This is a genomic window from Streptomyces sp. ISL-10 (assembly GCF_018614575.1).
In the GTDB taxonomy this organism is placed as follows: Bacteria; Actinomycetota; Actinomycetes; order Streptomycetales; family Streptomycetaceae; genus Streptomyces.
The window spans coordinates 639,328-660,662 of record NZ_JAGGOJ010000003.1 but is presented as its reverse complement, the minus strand read 5'-3'; the positions used below and the strand labels follow the sequence as shown (position 1 = coordinate 660,662).

Here is a 21,335-nt window from a genome sequence, read left to right as displayed (position 1 = left end):
AGACACCCCCGCCGCGGAACCCGGACAGCGCTCCGGTAGTCATGGAGGGGTGGGAGGCCGACCGACCGACGGACTCCCGACGAAAGAGAAGACAAGGACTTCGACGTGACCGCCTCCAACCTCGTCCCGGTACCGATCCCCGACCGCGTGGCCGTGATGATCGGCTCCTGCATGCCGGCCCATGTCCTGCACGCCGAGATCGAGGCCGAGTGCGCCGCGCGCGAGGTGTACCGGTTCCGCGGCCCGCTGTGTGCCGACGACCGGGCCGACCGCGAGCACGCGCTGTCCGCACTGGCCCGGGCGAACAAGGTGCTCGCGGCGTACGACCCCCGGCTCGCGGTCAGGCCCGGCCGCACCCACTGGTGATCGCCGGCTGCCCGACGGCCTGGCGCCCGCTCACTCGATGAAGGTGCCGTCCACGTAGACCCACGCCCCGTTCTCGCGGGTGAAGTTGCTGCGTTCGTGCAGTTCTCCGCGCTTGCCGTGGTGCCGGTAGCGGGCCCGGAAGGTGACCGTGCCTTTGGTGTGGAGCGCGCTGCCGTCCGTGACGTCGGTGATCTCCAGGCTCGACCACTGCATCCCCGGATCCAGTGTCAGCTGCCAGGGCCTGGTCGAGGAGTGCCAGGTGCGAAGCAGATACGCCGCGTCATGGGCGGCGAAGGCGCTGTAGCGCGAGCGCATCAGCAACTCCGCGGTGGGTGCCGTCTCCTCGCCGCTGTGGAAGCGGCCGCAGCATTCCGCGTACGTGGCGGGCAGACCGCAGGGGCAGGGCGATGCGGGGGTGAGAGCGGGCGGTTCGGTGCGCCCGGGGCGCTTGGTGCGTCGTGCCATGGCTCCATTTTCCAGCCATTGAAGGAATGGGCCCACGCGTGGCTTCCGGGTCACGAGGGTTCTTCGTATGCTCCTGCGCCGGACCGCGAAAAGTTACCGTCGGTAAGGGGATCGGATGGACCGTTCGGGGACCTCACGACGCACGTCACGACGCACCTTCATCGCGGGAGCCGCCGCGGCCGGCGGCACTGCGGCACTCTCCTCGGTCGGGGGTGTCGCCGCGGCGGCCGCGGCCCCGGTCCCCGGATCGGTCGCCGTGCTCGGCGGCGGCGTCGCGGGGCTCACCGCCGCGCACGAGCTCGCCGAGCGCGGCTTTGGCGTCACCGTCTACGAGCGACGGGCGCTCGGCGGCAAGGCCCGCAGCATGGACGTGCCCGGCAGCGCCCGCGGCGGGCGCAGACCGTTACCGGCCGAGCACGGCTTCCGCTTCATTCCCGGCATCTACCACAACCTCCCCGACACCATGCGGCGCATTCCCTTCCCCGGGAACGCGCGCGGGGTCTGGGACAACCTCGTCGCCCCGCCTGAGATGTCCCTCGCCCGCACCGGACGCGAGGATTTACGTATCCCGCTCCCGTGGCCGGGGCACCGGCCCGCCGAGCTCACGCTCGACGAGATCCGCCGCGCGCTCACGGCGATGCTGGACACCGCGCTCGGCATCCCCGTCCACGAGACCGCGTACTTCGTGAACCGCGTACTCGTCTTCCTCACCAGCTGCGACGAGCGCCGTGACGAGGTCTGGGAGCGCACGCCCTGGTGGGACTTCATCCGGGCCGAGCGCATGAGTCACGACTATCAGCGCATCCTGGCGATCGGGATGACGCGCAACATCGTGGCCACCAAAGCCGAGGTGGCGAGCACGCGCACGGTCGCCACCCTGCTGGAGGCGTTCGTCTTCAACGCGCTGGGCCGCGGCGCCGACGGCCCCCTCGACCGCATCCTGGACGCGCCCACCAACGAGGCCTGGATCGACCCCTGGGTGGCGCATCTGGCCTCGCTGGGCGTCCGGTTCGCGGTTGGCTGGACCGTACGGGAGATGGCGTACGGCGACGGACGGATCACGGCCGCGGTCGTCGAGGACCCGCAGGGGACGCGCCGCTCGGTGACCGCCGACCACTACGTCTCCGCGCTGCCCGTCGAACACGCCCGGCGCACCTGGGGTCCCGCGCTGCGGGCCGCCGACCCGCAGCTCGCCCGCTGCGACGAACTGCACACCGACTGGATGACCGGCATCCAGTTCTATCTGACCGAGAGCGCACCGCTGCTGCACGGCCATCTCAACTGCGTCGACTCCCCCTGGTCGCTGACGGCCATCCAGCAGGCGGGGCACTGGCCGGACCGGGACTTCCCCGCCGACTACGGCGACGGGGCGGTGGTGGACTGCCTGTCCGTCGACATCTCCGAATGGGACCGGCCCGGGGTCCTGTACGGGAAAACGGCCAAGCAGTGCACCCGCGCCGAGGTCGCGAAGGAGGTGTGGGCGCAGCTGAAAGCCGCGCTCAACGACACGGGAAGGACCGTTCTCAAGGACAGCGCCCTGCACTCCTGGTTCCTGGACCCCGGCGTCGACGGCCTCGGCACCCCGCACCCCACCAACGAGGACCAGCTCCTGATCCATCCCGTCGGCACCTTCCACAACCGGCCCTCCGCGGCCACGGCGGTCCCCAACTTCTTTCTCGCCGGGGACTACGTGTCCGTCGACATCGACCTGGCCACGATGGAGGGGGCCAACGCGTCGGCGCGCGCCGCGGTCAACGCCCTGCTGGACGGCACCGGTTCGGCCGCGCCCCGGTGCACGGTCACCCCCCTGTTCCGGGCGCCCGAGCTGGAAGCGCTCAAACGGCACGACCGCTCCCGCCACCGGTGGGGGCTGCCGAACGCCTTCGACCTCGGTTAGCTTCCATCGGCCGCAGACGGGCCGAGGAGAGGGGGTGTCCGGCCGGTCAGGGACGGACACCCCCGCCGCGTCTCAGGCGCCCAATCCCACCGGGGTGCGCAGGTGCGCCGGGGCGATCAGGCGGTTGTTGGGGTTGTCGCCCAGTGGCTCACCGTTGACGATCGTGTTCCGGCGGGCGTCCATGAGCGCAGTGTGCAGTTCCTCCGCCGAGCCGGCCGTCACCACGAACAGCGTGACGCTGTCCAGCTGGTCCGAGCGGCCGGTCAGCCGTGCGCCGATCTCCTTGGTGATCCGTACGTGGCGCGCGGCCGGCGGAACCGTGATGTCACGCAGCTCGGTGGTCCCGGGCCGGGGCAGCACGAGGCACTCGGCGGCCCACCGCACCGGGCGGAGCGCGGCCAGATCCGGCGCGACCCCGCACGCGAGGTCCGTCAGCAGTTCCTCGTAGGGGCTTCTCAGTACCTCCGAGAAGGCGAGCACCGCCCCCGCGCCGGCGACCCGCAGGTTGAAGTCGATCAGCTCCACGGGCCCGTCCTCGGGGACCATCACCTCAAGATGAGTGGGGCCGTGGGTGATGCCCAGACAGCGGTGGAACGCCACTGCCGCCTCGGCGATCTCGTCGTACCGCGGGTGCCGGTACGGGAAGACCGCGGCCTGCTCGACAACGGGGTCGTCGGCGAGGACGTAGCGGCCGAGCATGCCGATCACGTTCACCTCGCCGCCGTACACGAGCGACTCGACGGACAGCAGCTCGCCCTGAGCCTTCTGCTCCAGGACGAACTCACCGGTCCGCAGGACGTAGTCGCGGGTCATCCCGGCGTCGAGGGTGGTGCGTTCGATGTCCGCGGCGGCGGTGCGCAGCGCGTCCAGGGAGTCGACGGTGTAGCACAGGGCGCTGCCTGTGCCGTGCACCGGCTTGAGGATCGCCGGTCCGTCGAAGCCCCAGGTGTCCCAGAGCAGGGCGCCCGAGAGGGTGGTGGAGCGCAGCCGGGACAGTCCGGCGGCACGGAGCCGGTCGCGCACCCTTGCCTTGTCGAGCGCGGCGTCCAGGGTGGCGGCACCGCTGGTGGGCAGCCCGAGGCGTTCGCGGAACTCCGCGTCGTAGGGCAGCGCCGCTTCGAACGCGGCGTAGGTGCCCACGACGTCGTAGCGTCTGTGCAGGTCGTCGAGCGCCGCGCGCACCCCGTCGGCGTCGGACCAGCCGGCGATCGGGACGAACTCGTCCACGACCCCGTCAGGGACGGCGTACGGGCCCTGCCGCGGCAGCGGGCTCTGCCCCACGACCACCACTGCCAGGCCGCGGGCCTTCGCCGACCTGGCCACCAGCGCCACGTGATTGACCAGTTCCAGCAGGACGAATGCTTTCCGCATGACGACTCCCAGATCGGTGTGCGCGGGCTTCCCAGCCGATGACCAGCAGGGAGATGAGGACGAGATCGAGGGCGACGGCCCACTCGGCGCCGAGTGCGTCCATGCCCCAGGAGAAGACGAAGCCGAAGACGGCCATCAGGCTGTAGCCCACCGCCGACATCAGGCCCACGACGGAGGACACCTTGGCCTCGGGGGTGTGGGCGATGAGCCGCTTGTACTGATGGGCCCAGACGACCTCGCCGGCGAGGACGACGGCGACGAACGCGGTGAGTGCGAGGGCGAGGCTCGACCGGGACGAGCCGAGCACCGCGTACATGCACACCGCGAAGCCGGTGACGGCGAGGTTGAGGAGCCGCTGGCGGTGCTCGGGCACGAGTCCGCGGCGGCTGAGGTACTGGTAGAGGAACAGACCGGCGATGACCGCCAGGGACTCGGCGGTGAAGAACAGCGCCGTGCCCGACTCGCCGAGCGAGAACCAGAGGTCGGGGACTGCGGTGATCAGCACTTCGTACGTCGCCTGGAACGCGGTCACCGCGAGGACGATGTAGAAGACGGCGGTGGAGATCGCCGGGGTCGCCGCGATGATCCGCGCGGCCGACCTGACGTTCTGAGCGGCGCTCTCCCGCTTCGCGCCCGCCACGGCCCGGGCCTCCGCGATCCGCGCCCGGTTGGGGCGTACGCACGCGAACAGGGCGGCCGAGACGAGGAACGTCGCCACATCGATGAGCACAACGGTGCCCATGCCGGTGAAGTTGAGGATGATCGTGCCGACCGCGCCCGCGGCGGCGATCGCGATGAACAGGCTGGAGTTGAGCACCGCCGAGTAGATGTCGGTCTGCTGCTTGTCGAAGAACTGCACCAGGGCCTTGACCCGGGCGGCGTTGACGGCGCTGTTGAGCAGGGCCCGGACGAAGATGACGGAGACCGCCACCGGGAACTGATCGGGCGTCAGGCAGGCAAGGAACACAAGCGTGACAGCCGCGGCCGCCAGGTTGAGCCGCAGCAGCAGACGTTTCGCGTCCGCACGGTCGATGTACTGCGTGGTCAGCAGACCGACGAAGAGGTTGGCGATCCAATCCGCGGCGAAGACGGCGGAGGCCAGGGTGGCGCTGCCGGTCTCGCCGTAGACGAAGGCCACATAGGAGATCATCAGCAGCTTCGACCCGAACAGCGAGATGAACGACGCGGCATAGGTCAGAAGGAAGTTGCGGTCGAGGTAGACGCGCATAGGGGCGCTCCTTGATGAGGGCTCCGTGACGGGGGGCCTGGACGCCGACGACCGTAGACAGCACCACTCGAACAGGGGAACGGCCGCCTGGGGACTTCATCAATTCCCGTGGGCGTCGTACCGCCCGGCGGGAAGGTCTGCGCCGACGTCGGGGAAGGGCGCCGACGTACCGTACGGGGATGAAGCTCACGATTCTCGGCGGTGGCGGATTCCGTGTGCCCCTGGTGTACGGGGCGCTCCTCGGCGACGGCGGTGAGGGCCGGATCACCGACGTGTGCCTGTACGACGTGGACGACGGCCGGCTCGGGGCCATGGCCCGGGTGCTGGAGGAGCAGGCCTCCGGACGCCCGGACGCGCCGCGGGTCTCTCTCACCCCGGACCTCGACGAGGCAGTGCGCGGCACGGACTTCGTCTTCTCCGCGATCCGTGTCGGGGGCCTCGAAGGGCGCGTGGCCGACGAGCGGATCGCGCTGGCCGAAGGGGTACTGGGACAGGAGACCGTGGGCGCGGGCGGGATCGCGTACGGGCTGCGTACGGTCCCCGTGGCCATGGACATCGCCCGCCGCGTCGCGGCGCTGGCCCCCGAGGCGTGGGTCGTCAACTTCACCAATCCGGCGGGTCTGGTCACCGAGGCGATGAGCCGCGTCCTGGGCGACCGGGTCATCGGCATCTGCGACTCGCCGGTCGGGCTCGGACGGCGGGTGGCCCGGGTGCTCGGCGCCGACCCCGCGACCGCCTGGGCCGATTACGTCGGGCTCAACCATCTCGGCTGGCTGCGCGGGCTGCGCGTCGGCGGCCGGGATCTTCTGCCGGGGCTGCTCGCCGACCCGGAGGCCCTCGGCTCGTTCGAGGAGGGAAAGCTGTTCGGGGCGGACTGGCTGCGCTCGCTGGGCGCGGTCCCCAATGAGTATCTGCACTACTACTACTTCAACCGGGAGACCGTCCGCGCCCATCAGGAGGCCAGGCGGAGCCGGGGCGCGTTCCTGCGGGAACAACAGGCTGGATTCTACGAGGATTTGAAGCGGCCGGGCACGCCGGCACTGGCCACCTGGCGGCGCACCCTCGCCGAACGGGAGGCCACCTACATGGCGGCCAACCGGGAGGCCGCGGGGGTGGGCGAGCGCGCCGAGGAGGACCTGGAGCCGGGCGGCTACGAGCAGGTGGCCCTCGCGCTGATGCGCGCCGTGGCGCGCGACGAACGCACCACCTTGATCCTCAACGTCCGCAACCGCGGCACGCTCTCCGTCCTCGACGAGGACGCCGTGATCGAGGTCCCCTGTCTCGTGGACGCCAACGGGGCGCATCCCCTCGGCGTCGACCCGCTGCCCGGCCACGCCACCGGCCTGGTGACCTCCGTGAAGGCGGTGGAGCGCGAGGTGCTGGAGGCGGCAGGGAGCGGATCCCGGGCGGCCGCGGTCAAGGCGTTCGCCCTGCACCCGCTCGTCGACTCGGTGAGCGTGGCCCGCCGCCTCATCGACGCATACCGCGCCGAGCATCCCGGTCTCGCGTATCTGCGCCACCCCTAAAGGTCCCCCGCCCGGGGGCGCCACTCCTTACGGACCTGTGACGCACCGGCGCGGACCGGCGGTCTTTGCCGGCCCGGACCGTAGCGTCGGCCGTATGCGTGTACTCGTCACAGGAGGCGCGGGCTTCATCGGCTCGCAGATCGTCACGGCCCTGGCGGCGCGCGGGCACGATCCGGTCGTGCTCGACGCCCTGCTGCCCGCCGCCCATCCCTCGCCCCCGCGGCTGCCGGAGGCGGAGTGTGTGATCGGGGACGTACGCGACCCGGACGTCGCGACCCGTGCGCTGCGCGGCGTGGACGCCGTGTGCCACCAGGCCGCGATGGTCGGCCTCGGCACGGACTTCGGTGACGCCCCCGACTACGTGGGCTGCAACGACCTCGGGACCGCCGTCCTGCTGGCGGCGATGGCCGGGGCCGGCGTCGGGGACCTCGTGCTCGCGGGCTCGATGGTCGTCTACGGCGAGGGCCGCTACGACTGCGCCCGGCACGGTCGGGTCCGGCCGGGCCCCCGGGCCGCGGCGGACCTCGCGGCCGGGCGGTTCGAACCCCGGTGCCCCGAGTGCGGCGCGGAGCTGACGCCCGGGCTGGTCGGCGAGGACGCGGCCTGCGACCCGCGCAACGTGTACGCCACGACGAAACTGGCCCAGGAGCACCTGGCCGCGGCGTGGGCCCGGTCCACGGGCGGCCGGGCGGTGTCCCTGCGCTACCACAACGTGTACGGCCCCGGGATGCCGCGCGACACCCCGTACGCGGGCGTCGCCTCCTTCTTCCGCTCGGCGCTGGAGCTCGGCGAGGCCCCGCGGGTGTTCGAGGACGGGCGGCAGCGGCGGGACTTCGTGCACGTGCGGGACATTGCGGAGGCGAACGCGATCGCGCTGGAGGCCGTGCACGGCCGGGAGCCGGGCGAGCTCAGCGCGTACAACGCCGGCAGCGGCACCCCGCACACCGTGGGCGAGATGGCGGCGGCCCTGGCCGAGGCCCGCGGCGGGCCCGCCCCGGTCGTGACGGGCGAGTTCCGGCTCGGCGACGTACGGCACATCACCGCCGACTCCCGCCGTCTGATGACCGAGTTCGGCTGGAAGCCGCGGATCACGTTCGGCGAGGGCATGGCCGCGTTCGCGACGAGCGGGATGCGGGGTGCGCGGTCGTGAACGTCGATGTCGTGCTGCCCTGTCTCGACGAGGCGGCGGCGCTGCCATGGGTGCTGGAGCGGATTCCGGCCGGGTGGCGGGCGATCGTCGTCGACAACGGGTCGACGGACGGTTCGGACCGGATCGCGCAGGAGCTCGGTGCGCATGTGGTCCGGGAGCCGCGGCGGGGTTTCGGGGCAGCGTGTCATGCCGGGCTGCTGGCGGCCCAGGCGGAGTACGTGTGCTTCTGCGACTGCGACGCGTCGCTCGATCCGGGCCTGCTCACCGGCCTCGTACGCCGCGTGGCGGGCGGGGAGTGCGACCTCATGCTGGGACGGCGGCGGCCGCGGGCCCGAGGGGCGTGGCCCGTGCACGCCCGCGCGGGCAACGCGGCCCTGTCGTGGATGCTGCGCGGGCGGACCGGGCTGCGGCTGCACGACCTGGGTCCGATGCGGGCGGCCCGCAGGGCGGACCTGCTGGCACTGGATCTGACGGACCGGCGCAGCGGCTACCCGCTCCAGATGGTGGTGCGCGCGGCGGACGCGGGGCTGCGGGTGTGCGAGACGGAAGTCCCGTATCTGCCGCGAACCGGGAAGTCGAAGGTCACCGGCACCTGGCGTGGGACCTGGCACGCGGTGCGGGACATGCGGGCGGTGCTGGCGGAGAAGCCGCGCGTGCCGGTGGCCGGTGGTGCGCGGTGAACGGGACGCTGCTGGTGATCGCCAAGTCCCCGCTGCCGGGCCGGGTGAAGACCCGGCTGACGCCCGCGTTCTCGCCACAGCAGGCCGCGCGTCTGGCCGAGGCGGCGCTACGGGACACCCTCGACGCCGTACGGGCCACCCCGGCGCGACGGCGCGTGCTCGTCCTGGACGGCGCGCCCGGCACATGGCTCACGCCCGGCTTCGATGTGGTGGCGCAGTGCGGCGGCGGCCTCGACGAGCGGCTGGCGCACGCGTTCGGGCTGTGCGAGGGTCCCGCGCTGCTCGTGGGCATGGACACCCCTCAGCTCACGCCCGCGTTGCTGGCCCCGGGGCTGGAACTGGCGGCGGACGAGGCGTCGTTCGGGGCGGCGGAGGACGGCGGGTTCTGGGCGCTCGGCCTCGGCGCGCCGCGGCCCGCGCTGCTGCGGGGCGTGCCGATGTCCTCGCCGTCGACGGGGGCGGTGCAGCGGGCGCGGCTGGTGGCTAAGGGGCTGACGGTGCGTGAACTGCCCGTGCTGCGGGACGTGGACACGGCGGCCGACGCCTTCGCGGTGGCCGCGCTCGCTCCGAGGTCCCGCTTCGCGGCGGTCCTGTCCTCGTTCGCCGGGGCCGGGGCGCGATGACGGCCCCGGCGTGGCAGGCGGACCCGTACACCGACGCCCTGCGCACCGAACGCGGCCCGCTCTTCCTGCGCCGCCCGGACGGCTGGCTGCTGCCCCTGGACGTCGAACGCTGGTGCGCGAAGCCGGACGAGGCGGACCAGACCGTGCTGGACCGCTGCCGGGGCGCGGTGCTCGACATCGGCTGCGGGCCCGGCCGGCTCGTCGCCGCGCTCGCCGTGCGCGGGCGGCCGGCGCTCGGCATCGACGTCAGCCCCGAAGCGGTGGCCCGCACGACACGCATCGGCGGAAGCGCACTGCGCCGCTCCGTCTTCGACCCGCTGCCGCGGGAGGGCGCCTGGGACACCGCCCTGCTGATCGACGGCAACATCGGCATCGGCGGCGATCCGGTGGCCCTGCTGGGGCGGGCCGCCGAACTCCTCGCCAGGCGGGGCGCGTTGATCGTGGAAAGCGCGCCGGTCGAGGTGGACGAACGGGCGGAGGTCCGCGTGTTCGCAGGCCCGGGCGCGGAGGGCGCGCTGTTCCCGTGGGCACGGGTGGGCGCGGGGGCGCTGCGGCGCTACGCGGGGGCGGTGGGGTGGGAGGTGGTGGAGTCGTGGGAGTCGGCGGGACGGTGCTTCGTGAGGCTGGGGCGGGGGTCTCCCCCGCCCGTCCCCTTCCCGTGACGGGGCCGGCGCACTGGCGGGCCGGCGGACGCGGGCTTCGGGGCTCCGGCCCCGGACCCCGTACCGCTGTTTCGCGGTGTCGTCACACTCCCCCTGGACGAGTTCCAATCCCAGCGGCTCTTCGGCGAACCCGGCTACCTCCTGCGCGTGGCCACCACCGACCTGGCCACCTGCCAGCAGCTCTACGACCAGCAACTGGCCAAACAGCGGGGCGTCCAGCGCCTGACCGCCACCCTCGTCATGAAGAACGTCATCGACGACCGGCCACTGCCCGAGTAACCGTCACGCGCACGGGGCAGCACCCCCGGAGCCGTCACGCGCACGGGGCAGCGCCCCGGAAGCCGTCACGCGCCCGTCGGGAGCGCGCGGAGGGCGCCCGGGCGGCGGCCTGTCAGGGTGTCCAGGGCGCGGCTCGTCGCCTCGTCCGCCGGCAGGTGGACCAGCAGGCGCTGGTCGTCGTCAGCGGGGAGCTCCAACGTCTCGTAGGACAGTCGCAGGTCACCCGCCTCGGGATGCGTCAGGCGCGCGACGCCGTTCGCGCGCGGCAGGCCCGGCACGGAGCGGAGGCGGTCCACGAACTCCGGGCCCGCCGTCACCGTCAACTCATCGACGAGCAGCGCCACATGGGGGTCCGCGCGGAACGGCCCCTGTTTCAGCGCCGCTACCTGTTCGTCGGCCACCCGGTCCCAGTCCGGGTACGCCCATCTCGCCCGGGCGTCGGTGAACACGTACTGCGCCAGGTTCGGCGGATCGCCGTCCAGCAGGCCGAGCGGGCGGACCAGGCGCTCGTAGCCCTCGGTCCAGGCGAGCAGTTCGCCCAGGCGGTTGAGCACGACGGCCGGGGTGGGCTCCAGGCGGTCGAGGAGCGCGCGGACCGTCGGGCGCACCTGCCGGTTGACCTGGGCGTCTCCCATGCACGTGAAACTGCCGTCCGCACCCTTGGAGAGCCGGTACAGATGGATCCGCTCGGCAGGGGCGAGGCGCAGCGCGTCGGCGAGGGCGGACAGCACCGGCGGGGACGGCCTGCGGTCGCGGCCTTGCTCCAGGCGCGTCACGTACTCGACGCTGACCCCCGCGAGGGTGGCAAGCTCGGAGCGGCGCAGGCCGGGGGTGCGGCGGCGCGGGCCCGCGGGCAGGCCGACGTCGGCCGGTGCGAGGGCCTCACGGCGGTTGCCGGAGGGCGCCGCGAAGGTGCTGCTGGACCAGCTGGAGTGGTGGGCGACCGCGCTGAACGACGCCCGGCGAGCGCGGCCGTTCGTCACCGTCTGAAGCGGCCGGCTTGGGAGCGTGATGCCTGAAGATTACCGGCGGGGGTCGTCACCGCCTGAGACGGCCCGGCCGTTCGTCACCGCGACGGCGGACGCGCCAGTGGGGGCGGAACCGGGCACGGCGGCTCCACAGCCAACGGCTGCCTCCCAGTGCCGCCGTGGCCACGGCGACGGCTGCCATTGTCAGCAGCCAGTTGCGCGGGTAGTCCAGCGGCAGCACCGACGTGTTCCGGGGCGTGCCGGGGCGCAGCAGCACCGGCAGGGCGACGAGCGTGAGGCAGCCCGCCGTGATCAGCGCCCCGCGCACGGTCCCCCGCGCCGGCAGGCCCGCCACGAGCAGGCCCACGCCGAGCACGACGGGCGCGATGATCCCGTCGTGGATCACGATCGCTCCGGCCAGCCAGAGGGCGACGTCCCTGATCTGTCCGCCGTTCACCAGGAGCGAGGCGCCGACGCCCATCAAAGCGAGGCCCACCGCGCCGGTCACGATGCGCAGACGCATCACAGCACCTCGATTCTGCTGACCCACTTGGTCTGCAGCACCCCGGGACGGTTCGGGGCGATGATGCGGGCGGGGTAGCCGTGGTCCAGGGAGAGCACCTCGCCGTTGAGGCGCAGGGCGAGCAGGGTGAGCGGGTCCTCGGTGTAGCCGGCGCCCATCTCCGCGACGCGCCATGCGCCGCGGCGTTCGAGGGAGGTGATGCGCAGGGCGGAACCGGGCGGGGCGCCGGCCCGCTCCAGCAGGTCCCTGATGCGCACGCCGGTCCATCGGGCGTTCTTGCTCCAGCCCTCGACGCAGGCGATGGGCAGGGTGACGGTGTGCTGGGGCAGGGCGGCGAGTTCGTCGAGGGTCAGTGTGCGCGGGCGGGGGCCGGTCACGGTGAGCCGCCAGTCGGTGACGGCACGTGCCGTCACCCCGGCGGCGGCGGCGGTGCGGTTGACCGGCAGGCCCTGCGGGCCGTGGTCCGGGTGGCGGGGCGCAAGCAGGTCCAGACGCCGCAGCGGGGTCAACGCCTGGCCGACGGTCGTCACGGTCACCGCGCCGACGGCCGCGGCCAGTCCGATCATCAGCGAGCGCCGGTCGGGCCCGTCCACGGCGGGCAGTTCGAGCGTTCCGGGTGAGCGTCTGGACCAGTGCGCTGTGATCTCGGGGTGCTTCACGGCGATGTGCAGGACGAGCGCGCCGGTGAGCAGCCACGCGACGGCGAAGTGCACCGGCACGAAGGAGAACGGCCACGGGTACCACTGGACGGTGTTGAGCAGTCCGGTCGCGAGCTGGAAGACAGAGGCGGCCACCAGCACGGCGATCGACAGCCGCTCCAGTGCGTGGCGTACGGACTTCAGCGGCGGCCAGACGAACAGCCTCGGGTACACGGTCCACAGCTTCGCCAGCAGCAGAGGGACCGCGGCGGTGCCGCTCGCCACATGCAGCCCCTGGGTGAGGCGGTAGCCCCAGTACGGTCTGCTGGGCAGCGCGTCGGCGAGCCACCCCGGCGGGTTCTGGAGGTAGTGGCTGATCAGGCCGGTCACGAAGCACACCGCGAACGCGACGCCCAGCCACCGGCCGATCACGGTCGCGGTGCGCGCGTCGTGCAGACGGCCGGAGAAGGTGGGCAGCGGCGGCCGGGGCAGGCGCAACGTGGGCAGCGGCGGCCGGGGCAGGCCCCGGAGCCGTCCGGCGACGGCCGCACCGACCGTTCGGAATCTCATGTCTCCATGAGACCTCCGCGAGGGCTCACGTGGCGCCGTCCGACACCTTACGGAACGCGGACATCGAGCCCCGCGTCCCGCGTCCGGCGCACTCGGGCTGCGACGCTGAGCCGGTGATCACGATGCGCACCCTCACCGCCGCCGGTCTGCTGGTGGCGCTGATCGCCACCCTGGCCGCGACCGTGCTCAGGGGCGGTTTCGTCACCGATCCCGCCGGTCTGTCGTGGTGGTACGCCGCGTGCTGGGTCCTGTTCGCGGCGGCGGCGGCCGCGGCGCGGCGGGCGCCCGTGCGGCACGCGGTCGTGCTGGTGCTCGTGGGCGGTGCGGCGGTCGCCGCGACGGGGCTGCTCGCCGAGCCGCGTACCAGCACGGATTCCTACCGCTACGCCTGGGACGGCAGGGTGCAGGCCGCCGGGATCTCGCCGTACGACCACCCGCCGGCCGATCCTGCGCTCGCGGACCTGCGGGACGCGTGGCTGTTCCCGTCGGGCGCGGAGTGCGCCGAGCCGGAGCGGCACCGCATCGCGGGCCCTCGCGGCGAAACACACTGCACGCGGATCAACCGGCCACAGGTGCACACCGTCTATCCGCCCGTCGCGCAGGGCTGGTTCCTGCTGGTGCACGCGGTGGCGCCGGACGGCGTGCGCCACAAGGCGCTGCAGACGCAGGGCGCGCTCCTCGCGGTCGGCACCACGGCGGTGCTGGTCCTCGTCCTGCGCAGACGGGGCGACCCCCGCACGGCCGTGTACTGGGCGTGGTGTCCGGCCGTGCCGATGGAGGCGGTGAACAACGCCCATGTCGATGTCCTCGGCGTGCTGCTCTCGGTCGCGGGGCTCGCGGTCGTGGTGCGCACCCGGTGGGGCGGCGGGGTGCTGCTCGGTGCGGCGGTGGCCACGAAGCTCCTGCCCGCGGTGGTGCTGCCGGGTGCGCTGTCGGGTGTGCGGCGGATCCGGGACGCGGCGGCCGTACTGCTGCCGGCCGCGTCGGTGGTCGCTGTGTCGTACCTGCCGTACCTGCTGCTCTCCCGGGAGTCGGTGCTGGGCTATCTGGGCGGCTACGCCGAGGAAGAGGGGTACGACGACCCCGCCGCCCGCGGCCGGTACGGGCTGCTGCGGCTGGTCCTGCCGGACGCGTGGGCGCAGGCCGCCGTCGTGGTGGTCATGGTGGCGGTGGTGGCGCATGTGCTGTGGCGCGGTGATCCCGATCGTCCCTTCAGCGGCGCGCTGTTGGTGACGGGAACGGCGTTCCTGCTGATGACGCCCCGCTATTCGTGGTACGCGCTGCTGCTGGTCGCCCTGGTGGCCCTGGACGGGCGGTGGGAGTGGCTGGCGGTGGCGGCCGCGGGCGCGGCGCGCTATGTCGCGGCGTCCGCCGTGCCGGACGTGGACGTGCTGGGGAACATCGCGTACGGGGCGGCGGCCGTCGCGGTGCTGATCGGCGCCGTCGTCCGGCATACGTCGCACCGGCCCCACCCTGCCGGACACGCCCCGCGGCGCGAGGCATTCGGGCGGGTCGCCGAGGGCAGAGACCACCGCGGGCCGCTGCGGTGAGGCGCGTCGGGCTGATGCCGGGGACGTCCTACGACGCCGTCGACGCGGCCGCCGCCGACATCGGCTTCGAGGGCGACACCCTGACCGTGACACCGCTCGGCATGGTCGGCGCGGGCTACGACGAGGAGCTGCGGTCGGCGCTGACCGGTGCCCTGCCGCCCGCGCGAACGACGCTCGCGGACGTCTGCCCCCCCCTCGACACCCGTATCGGCCGCCTTCGCGGCAGTGGTGCTGACGGCCGACCGCGAACTGTGCGGCGGCCGGGCCGATCTGATCGCCTCACACGGGCAGACGGTGTACCACTGGGTGGACGGCGGCCGGGCGCGGGGCACGCTCCAGCTGGGGCAGCCCGCGTGGATCGCGGAGGCGACGGGCCGCCCGGTGGTCTGCGACTTCCGGGCCCGTGACATCGCGGCCGGCGGGCAGGGCGCGCCCCCTCGTGAGCCTGGTGGACGTCCTGTGGCTGCGGGGGGCGGCCCGGTGTGCCGGTCGCGCTCAACCTGTGCGGGATCGCCAATGCGACGGCCGTCCCTGCGTCGGGTGATCCGGTGGCCTTCGACACGGGCCCGGCGAACGCCCCGCTGGACGCGGCCGTCACGGAACTGACCGGCGGCCGGGCCACGTACGACGCAGGCGGGCGCGCTCGCCGCGGCGGGCAGGGTCCACGGCCCGCTGCTGGAGCGGCTGCTCCAGCAGCCGTACTACCGGCGGCCGGCGCCGAAGACGACGGGCAAGGAGCTGTTCCACCACGGCTGTCTGCGGACGGCGCTGGCCGGGTTCGGGGCGTTCCCGCCCGAGGACGTGCTGGCGACACTCACCCTCCTCACCGCCCGCACGGTCGCGGAGGCGGTGCGTCCGCTGGGCGCCACCGAAGTGGTCGCCTCGGGTGGCGGCACCCGCAATCCCGCCCTGATGGCGATGCTCCGCGCCGGGCCGGCCCGGGATCCGCCTGCGCACCTCCGACGAGCTGGGGTGCCTTCGGCGGCGAAGGAGACGTACGCCTTCGCCGTACTCGGGTTCCTGACCGTGCACGGGCTGCCGGGGAGCCTGCCGTCATGCACGGGGGCCGGGCGGCACGCGTGCTCGGTTCGATCACATCGGGGCGCCTGCCGCTGCGGCTTCCCCCACCCGACAAGCAATTCGTCAACTTCCCCGTATTTACTGTCGGTTGATCCCACGCGTACGCTGCATCACCATGACCTCATCCGTCACACGGGCGCGCGGAGCGGCGCTGTTCGCGACCGCGGCCGCCGTGCTCGCCGCGCTGTTCCTGGGCACGGGCGCCCCCTCGGCCGCGGCGGACGCCGCCGTGGCGGACACTTCCGTGGCGAAGGCTTCCGTGGCGAAGGCTTCCCCGACTCAGGCGGCCGCGGTCGTGCCGGTGCAGACGACGGGCCCCGCCGACAAGCGCTTCAACCTGGTTGTTCTCGGGGACGGTTACACGGCGGCCGAGCTGCCCGAGTTCCGTGCGGACGTCGAGACCCACCTCAATGTGCTGTGGTCGACGGAGCCGTTCGCCTCCTACCGTTCGTACATCAATGTGTGGGCCGTGGAGGTCGCATCCGCCGAGTCCGGCGTCGACTGCGACCCCGGCCTCGACGCCCCGCGCCGGGACACCGCGCTGGGGATGGGTTTCTGGGGCGGTTGCAACGCGAACAGCGTCCAGCGGCTGCTCACCGTGGACAGCGGCGCGGCGAGCGCCCTGGCCGATCTGGTGCCGGGAACGGCGAACGCCAACCGGCAGATCGTGGCCCTGGCCAACAGCGACACTTACGGCGGCGCGGGCGGCGCCTACGCCACCGCATCGGGCGGCAACGCCCTGTCCTCACTGATCACCCCGCACGAGATCGGCCACTCGCTCGGCGGGCTCCAGGACGAGTACGACTACTACGCGCGCGGGGTGCCGGGCGGCGCCTACAGCGGCGGCGAGCCGGCGTCCGCCCACCACACGCTGCTCACCGAGGACCAGATGCGTGAGCAGCGCGCCAAGTGGTGGCGCTGGCTGGGCGAGGAGAGCGAGTCGGGCGGGGTCATCGGGCGCCACGAGGGCGGGATGTACAGCACGAAGGGTGTGTGGCGGCCCAGCAAGCACTCGATCATGAAGACCCTCGGGTACCCGTTCGACCAGGTCGAACGCGAGGTGATGGTGCAGAAGATCTCGGCCAGGGTGAACCTCGTGCAGGGGCACGCGCCGAACTCCGCTCCTGTCGGGGACGACCGGACGGTGTGGGTGGACACGCTGCACCCCGTCGGCGGTGAGCTCGACGTCGTATGGCGGCTGGACGGGAAGCGGCTGCGTGCGGTGGCTGACGCCCGCACGGTCGACCTGCGCCGCCTGCGCCTTTCGCCCGGCTCGCATACGCTCACCGCGACCGTCACGGATCCCACTCCCTTCGTACGCGACCCGGCCGTACGCGCGTCCGCCGCGCTGACGCGCACGGTGAGCTGGACGGTGGACACCTCGCTCGCCACCGCGCCGCAGGAGATGTCGTCGGCGTTCACGGACCACACCGCGACCGCTGCCCCGGTCGGTGCCGCGTCGGTGGTGTACGCCGAGACCACGCACCCCACCGACCGCACACCGGCGGTCCGCTGGACGCTCGACGGCCGTCCGGTCGCCAACCCCGGCAACGACCGCGACCTGGACCTGGGCGCCCTGCGGCTGCGACCCGGCACGCATCGGCTGACGGCTCGGATCGCGGGCACGGACCAGGAACTGGCGTGGAGCGTGGACGCGTCGGCGGCCACCGCCGCGTACGAGTTGTCCGAGCCGCTGCGGACGGTCCACCGGCCGGGCCGGCCGGTGGAGTACGTCTACGACGGTGCGTTCACCATGCGGCTGACCGCCCGGGACGACCGGGACGGATATGTGGTGCGGCAGTTCAGGGTCGACGGCGACGGATGGCAGACGTACTACGGCTGGCCCACCGACGCCGGCGCTCCCTACCGGTTCACCCCGCAGGGCACGGTGATCGACGATCTCGTGTACGGAAAGCTGGGCACGCCCCGCGTGGTGCCCTGGGACGACGCCACACCCGACTACGGCACCCACACCGTCGAGTACCGCACGGTCGACGCGGCAGGGAACGTCTCGTCCGCGCAGCGGTTCCTGGTGACGCTGCTGCCCCCGCGGCAGCAGGTCAGCTGACCAGGAAATCCGCTTTGCCGGACTTCGCTCCCTGGATGAAGGCGGCTATCTCGTTGGTGGTGTAGATGAGCGCCGGGCCGTCGGGATCGGCGGACTGGCGAACCGCGACCCGGCCGTCGGCGAGCTTCATGGTCTCGACGCAGTTGCCGCCGTTGCCGCCGCTCCAGGGTTTGTGCCAGCCGTCCTCGCCCAGCTCGGCGGCGGGCATGCCGTTGTATATGCGACTCATTCACAACTCCTTGCGGAGATCGTTCAGGATCTCCTTCGTACGGTGTGCCGTCGCGGCCTGCGTCGCCATGCGGTCCATGACCTCCAGATGCGTGGCGACCTCGGGGCGCGCGTCCAGATAGACGGCACCGGTCAGGTATTCGCTGTAGACCATGTCCGGGAGCTCGGGCATGGCGAACCGGAAGAGGACGAAGGGCCCGTACGTGCCCGGGTGGTGGCCGCTCGCGAACTCGGCCAGCTGCAACGTCACATGGGGCAGCCGGGTGCTGTCGAGCAGCCTCTCGATCTGTGCCCGCATCACGCCTGGACCGCCGACGGGCCTGCGCAGCACCGTCTCGTCCATGATCACCCACAGTCGGGGCGCATCGGGTCGTTCGAGCAGCGCCTGACGCTCCATCCGCAGCGCGACGTGCCGGTCTATCTCGTCCGGATCGGTGTGACCGATGGCACCGCCGAACATGATCGCCCGTGCGTAGTCCTCCGTCTGCAGCAGCCCGGGCACGAACTGCGGTTCATACGCACGGATGAGGCTCGCGGCGCCCTCCAGGCTGACGTACATGCTGAACCAGCCGGGCAGGACGTCGTGGAAGCGCTGCCACCAGCCCGGTTTGTTCGCTTCCTCGGCCAGCTCCACGAAGCCGCGGGCCTCCTCGTCGCCGATCCCATAGGCGCCGAGGAGCAGTTGGACATACGGAATCTTCAGGGCGACCTCGGCCGTCTCCATCCTGCGGATGGTGCCGGGGGCGACACGGAGGACCTTTGCCGCTTCCTCGCGCCTGAGACCGGCGCGCTCCCGGAGATCCTGCAGGCGTTTGCCGAGGACGACCTGTCCCACGGTGGGGGCGGACCGCGGTTCACTCACTTCGAGACCTCCCCACGTGCTCTGTGTGCGAGCAGTGTGCCACGGCGTTTCAGCGATGAATATGCCCACTCTGCATTTTTCAGAGTGACTCTTGCCAAGGTGCCCGCTGCGGCGGGAGACTGGGATGCGTGAACCGTGACGCGCTCACCACCCCCCTCCTGGACGCGAGTCCGGACACCGCTCTCCCCTCCCGATACGGCTTTGAGGTGCCGGCGCGCGTCGAATCCGTCTCCTGCGCGAGACGACGGGTGAGCGAGCGGCTCGACCACTGGGCCATCGGCGGTGACACCCGCGACACGGCCCTTCTGATCGTCTCCGAACTGGTCACCAACGCGGTCGTGCACACCGGCGGTCACCTGGTGTCCTGTCAACTTGCCCTGGCAGGCGGTCATTTGCGCATCACCGTGCAGGACCAGGGCTCCGCCCCGAGCGGCCCCCGCGTCTGCCACGGCCTCGAGGAGGAACGCGGGCGCGGACTGCTGCTCGTCGAAGCGGTCAGCGCCGCCTGGGGGACGTACGACCGCGAGTGCGGCACGGGCCGGGTCGTATGGGCCGAACTGCCGTACGACGGCGCGCCGTTCGAGACCGCGTGGCCGTGCTGAAGATGCTGGCGACGCTCCTCGCCCGGGGCGTGCGCCAGGAGCCGCCCGGCCCGACGCCACGCCGGTGCCGGCAGCCGCGGCTCGTACAGCAGTGCCGTCGCCCGGAGGCCGCACTCACTCACCTCCCCCTGCCCGACTCGCCGCCCGCGTCACTGGGTTGCGACGCCGTGGGCGTGCCCGCCCGGTTCGGCTTCAGACTCCTCGGCAGTATGCCGCGCAACGGCTGCGTCTTCGCCGACGGCCAGTGGTGGTGGTGGATCGTTCCGGCCGGATCCGACCTCGACCTGCTGTGGCCGCTGCCGGCGCACTACGCCCGGGGCGCCCGCGTGCCCGGCAACAGCCCGCGGCTGATCCGCGGCCCGGACGGCGCGAGCCCCTACACGCCTCCTATCCCGCTGTATCTGATGGCCTGCCAGCTCACCGGCTCAGCACCGAAGTGGCCCGCCAAGGTGGGCAGCGCACAGGGTGTGTGATCCGCCGGACGGTCCCCGGGACCCTGCGGATAGGCTTTCGACATGTCAGAAGCCAATACGAGCCCGGAACGGCAGGGGCTCACACCACGCCAGGCCCGCCATGTACGCATAGCCCTCTCCGCGGCCATCATGATCGCGGTCGGCGCCGTCCTGGTGCTGCGGCTCGGCAGTACGCACTCGGTGCTCACCCTCGGCTTCTACGGCATGGCACTGATCCTCTCCGGCAGCGCGCTGGTCCTCAGCCGTGCCGGCCGCACCCGCTGGGCCACGCTGGTGCTGGGCGTCGGTGTGGCGGTGGCCATCGTCGCGGAATGGGCGGTTGCCGCGATGCGCTGAGGCACGGCGGGGTCCGGACCGCCGCGCAGGCGCCGGAGAAGGCACTGAGGACCGGGACCGCCGCTCAGCCCGTGGAGGCCCCGCGCAGGACCCGGACCGCCGCCAGGCCGCCCGAGACCGCGAGAAGAAACGGGGCTCTGTTGAGCCGCTGGAGAGCGCGAGAAGGAACGGGCCCCGTTCAGCCGCCGTTGGGACCGCGTACAGGGCCTCGTTCAGCCGCCCGAGACCGCCCGCAGATGCGCCCTGCCACGGGCCACACCCGGTGCCGCCGAGCGGTTCTCGCGGAGCACCAGGGTGAGCCGGGTGTACCCCTTGCTCTGGAGCGTGGCGGGCGTCTCGTCCACGATCCGGCAGTCGGTGCGCCCCCAGCGGGGGTCGGGGTGGTTCACCGGCCGCACGGCTCCGTCGTGGTGGATCGCCGCCGCGCCCACCGCGCTCATCCAGTGCGGCAGTCCGCACCGGTAGGCCGCGTCCATGATCGGGTCCAGCGCGATGTCGTCACGAATGGCCGAAAGGCCGTCGTCCTCGCCGTCGCCGTCGCCCTCCAGGGCACCGGCGAGCTGTGCCATCAGCGGCAGGCACCAGCTGGTCTCGTGCTCGGCGAGCACCGTGGGCGCGTCGGGGTGGAAAAGCGCGAAGCGGAGGAAGTTCTGGTGGGGCATGGCCGTGGGATGCGGACCCATGTTGCGGAACAGGGCGTCGAAGGCCGGGTTGGTGTGCACCACGTCCCAGCGCCGGTCGAACAGCAGCGACGGCAACGGCACGGCGTCCATCAGGGCGGCGTAGTCGCGCAGGTAGGCCTGGGTGGCGGGGTCGGCGGGCGCCGCGGGCCCCGGGCCGGGTGCGGGCGCCGGGGGGCGGACGGGAACGGGCGGATGGAGAGGCCCGGCAGGGCGGGCCGGGGCGGGCCTGCGGACCGGCCCCGAGGGCGGAACCGGACCCGAGGGGCGCAGCGGGGCGCTCCACTCGCGGAAGCTGTCGCGGTCGCCGTTGATCCGGCGGAGCCGGCCGCGCGGCCCGGCGTCCGGCTCCAGGGCGTCGCCTTGTCGTTTCGTACGGGCGCTGCCGCGCGTGGTTCCACTGCGGCCGGGGCGTCCCTGACCTCCAGGGCGCTCGACGCCCGCCTCGTACGTCATCGAGAACGCCACCCTTCCGAAGCTTCTCGAAGTCCTGCCAAGTCCCGCTGTGGC

Annotated in this window: 21 protein-coding genes and 4 pseudogenes; 16 read left to right on the top strand and 9 right to left on the bottom strand. The window is 72.7% G+C overall.

Annotated elements, in window-relative coordinates; genetic code table 11:
• Positions 1-105 precede the first annotated feature (105 nt).
• Positions 106-366, top strand: coding sequence for a hypothetical protein (locus J7E88_RS03805; protein WP_215177131.1), 261 nt, complete (start codon positions 106-108; stop codon positions 364-366).
• Positions 367-396: 30 nt separating this feature from the next.
• Here the strand turns inward: J7E88_RS03805 and J7E88_RS03800 are convergent, their stop codons facing one another.
• A complete protein-coding gene (locus tag J7E88_RS03800; protein WP_215177129.1) occupies positions 397-831 on the bottom strand; it encodes a YchJ family protein in 435 nt (144 codons plus the stop codon).
• 115 nt (positions 832-946) lie between these two features.
• Here J7E88_RS03800 and J7E88_RS03795 point away from each other — a divergent pair, with 115 nt between their 5' ends.
• Complete coding sequence (locus J7E88_RS03795) at positions 947-2,728, top strand: FAD-dependent oxidoreductase (RefSeq protein WP_215177127.1); 1,782 nt, start codon at positions 947-949, stop codon at positions 2,726-2,728.
• A 72-nt stretch (positions 2,729-2,800) separates the two neighbouring features.
• Here J7E88_RS03795 and J7E88_RS03790 read toward each other — a convergent pair whose 3' ends face one another.
• Positions 2,801-4,009, bottom strand: a complete 1,209-nt coding sequence (locus J7E88_RS03790) for an ATP-grasp domain-containing protein (RefSeq protein ID WP_308307281.1) — start codon at positions 4,007-4,009, stop codon at positions 2,801-2,803.
• Entirely contained in the window at positions 3,963-5,327 is a 1,365-nt protein-coding gene (locus J7E88_RS35510; protein ID WP_251022030.1) for an MFS transporter, read from the bottom strand. Before J7E88_RS35510 ends, J7E88_RS03790 begins: the two co-directional genes overlap by 47 nt.
• A gap of 179 nt (positions 5,328-5,506) precedes the next feature.
• Between J7E88_RS35510 and J7E88_RS03785 the strand changes: the two genes are divergently transcribed.
• From J7E88_RS03785 to J7E88_RS03760, 6 genes and pseudogenes are all read left to right on the top strand, one after another.
• Positions 5,507-6,853 (top strand): 6-phospho-beta-glucosidase, encoded by a 1,347-nt coding sequence (locus J7E88_RS03785; protein WP_215177123.1) that lies wholly within the window; start codon positions 5,507-5,509, stop codon positions 6,851-6,853.
• A gap of 94 nt (positions 6,854-6,947) precedes the next feature.
• Positions 6,948-8,003: an NAD(P)-dependent oxidoreductase gene (locus J7E88_RS03780; protein ID WP_215177121.1), complete on the top strand. Its 1,056-nt coding sequence runs from the start codon at positions 6,948-6,950 to the stop codon at positions 8,001-8,003.
• Positions 8,000-8,683, top strand: a complete 684-nt coding sequence (locus tag J7E88_RS03775) for a glycosyltransferase family 2 protein (protein WP_215177120.1) — start codon at positions 8,000-8,002, stop codon at positions 8,681-8,683. Before J7E88_RS03780 ends, J7E88_RS03775 begins: the two co-directional genes overlap by 4 nt.
• Positions 8,680-9,306 carry a DUF2064 domain-containing protein gene (locus J7E88_RS03770; protein ID WP_215177119.1) on the top strand — a complete coding sequence of 209 codons (627 nt, stop codon included), beginning with the start codon at positions 8,680-8,682 and terminating at the stop codon, positions 9,304-9,306. The genes J7E88_RS03775 and J7E88_RS03770 overlap by 4 nt, the downstream gene beginning before the upstream one ends.
• Positions 9,303-9,968 (top strand): bifunctional 2-polyprenyl-6-hydroxyphenol methylase/3-demethylubiquinol 3-O-methyltransferase UbiG, encoded by a 666-nt coding sequence (locus tag J7E88_RS03765; protein WP_215177118.1) that lies wholly within the window; start codon positions 9,303-9,305, stop codon positions 9,966-9,968. The genes J7E88_RS03770 and J7E88_RS03765 overlap by 4 nt, the downstream gene beginning before the upstream one ends.
• 105 nt (positions 9,969-10,073) lie before the next feature.
• Positions 10,074-10,247 (top strand): annotated as a pseudogene (locus J7E88_RS03760) (Lrp/AsnC ligand binding domain-containing protein); the annotation flags it as partial.
• 65 nt (positions 10,248-10,312) lie between these two features.
• On the opposite strand, the gene J7E88_RS03755 reads toward J7E88_RS03760, so the two are convergent.
• The 3 genes from J7E88_RS03755 to J7E88_RS03745 all read right to left on the bottom strand — a co-directional run bounded on the left by J7E88_RS03755 (position 10,313) and on the right by J7E88_RS03745 (position 12,946).
• Positions 10,313-11,104: a helix-turn-helix domain-containing protein gene (locus tag J7E88_RS03755; protein WP_251022130.1), complete on the bottom strand. Its 792-nt coding sequence runs from the start codon at positions 11,102-11,104 to the stop codon at positions 10,313-10,315.
• A 181-nt stretch (positions 11,105-11,285) separates the two neighbouring features.
• On the bottom strand, positions 11,286-11,738 hold the full coding sequence (locus tag J7E88_RS03750) for a hypothetical protein (protein WP_215177116.1): 453 nt from the start codon (positions 11,736-11,738) through the stop codon (positions 11,286-11,288).
• Positions 11,738-12,946, bottom strand: a complete 1,209-nt coding sequence (locus J7E88_RS03745) for a molybdopterin-dependent oxidoreductase (protein WP_215177115.1) — start codon at positions 12,944-12,946, stop codon at positions 11,738-11,740. Before J7E88_RS03745 ends, J7E88_RS03750 begins: the two co-directional genes overlap by 1 nt.
• 122 nt (positions 12,947-13,068) lie before the next feature.
• On the opposite strand from J7E88_RS03745, the gene J7E88_RS03740 reads away from it, so the two are divergent.
• The 5 genes and pseudogenes from J7E88_RS03740 (at position 13,069) to J7E88_RS03730 (ending at position 17,644) form a co-directional block, all read left to right on the top strand.
• Positions 13,069-14,496: a glycosyltransferase family 87 protein gene (locus tag J7E88_RS03740; RefSeq protein WP_215177481.1), complete on the top strand. Its 1,428-nt coding sequence runs from the start codon at positions 13,069-13,071 to the stop codon at positions 14,494-14,496.
• A gap of 147 nt (positions 14,497-14,643) precedes the next feature.
• Positions 14,644-14,871 (top strand): annotated as a pseudogene (locus J7E88_RS37305) (anhydro-N-acetylmuramic acid kinase); the annotation flags it as partial.
• A 107-nt stretch (positions 14,872-14,978) separates the two neighbouring features.
• Positions 14,979-15,089, top strand: a pseudogene (locus J7E88_RS37300) (anhydro-N-acetylmuramic acid kinase); the annotation flags it as partial.
• A 79-nt stretch (positions 15,090-15,168) separates the two neighbouring features.
• Positions 15,169-15,513, top strand: a pseudogene (locus tag J7E88_RS37295) (anhydro-N-acetylmuramic acid kinase); the annotation flags it as partial.
• 178 nt (positions 15,514-15,691) lie between these two features.
• Positions 15,692-17,644: a M64 family metallopeptidase gene (locus tag J7E88_RS03730; protein WP_215177114.1), complete on the top strand. Its 1,953-nt coding sequence runs from the start codon at positions 15,692-15,694 to the stop codon at positions 17,642-17,644.
• Here the strand turns inward: J7E88_RS03730 and J7E88_RS03725 are convergent.
• Positions 17,637-17,873, bottom strand: a complete 237-nt coding sequence (locus tag J7E88_RS03725; RefSeq protein ID WP_215177112.1) for a DUF397 domain-containing protein — start codon at positions 17,871-17,873, stop codon at positions 17,637-17,639. The two genes, J7E88_RS03730 and J7E88_RS03725, sit on opposite strands and share 8 nt — an antisense overlap.
• Entirely contained in the window at positions 17,874-18,734 is an 861-nt protein-coding gene (locus tag J7E88_RS03720) for a helix-turn-helix transcriptional regulator (RefSeq protein WP_215177111.1), read from the bottom strand.
• Between the two features lie 128 nt (positions 18,735-18,862).
• On the opposite strand from J7E88_RS03720, the gene J7E88_RS03715 reads away from it, so the two are divergent.
• The 3 genes from J7E88_RS03715 to J7E88_RS03705 are packed head-to-tail and all read left to right on the top strand — an operon-like array spanning position 18,863 to position 20,145.
• Positions 18,863-19,336, top strand: coding sequence for an ATP-binding protein (locus tag J7E88_RS03715; RefSeq protein ID WP_215177110.1), 474 nt, complete (start codon positions 18,863-18,865; stop codon positions 19,334-19,336).
• A 2-nt stretch (positions 19,337-19,338) separates the two neighbouring features.
• The gene (locus J7E88_RS03710) at positions 19,339-19,809 is read left to right on the top strand and encodes a hypothetical protein (RefSeq protein WP_215177473.1); all 471 of its coding nucleotides are present in this window, start codon (positions 19,339-19,341) and stop codon (positions 19,807-19,809) included.
• A gap of 42 nt (positions 19,810-19,851) precedes the next feature.
• A complete protein-coding gene (locus J7E88_RS03705) occupies positions 19,852-20,145 on the top strand; it encodes a hypothetical protein (RefSeq protein ID WP_215177109.1) in 294 nt (97 codons plus the stop codon).
• Between the two features lie 212 nt (positions 20,146-20,357).
• On the opposite strand, the gene J7E88_RS03700 is transcribed toward J7E88_RS03705, so the two are convergent.
• The gene (locus J7E88_RS03700) at positions 20,358-21,293 is read right to left on the bottom strand and encodes a transcriptional regulator (RefSeq protein ID WP_308307267.1); all 936 of its coding nucleotides are present in this window, start codon (positions 21,291-21,293) and stop codon (positions 20,358-20,360) included.
• Positions 21,294-21,335 lie beyond the last annotated feature (42 nt).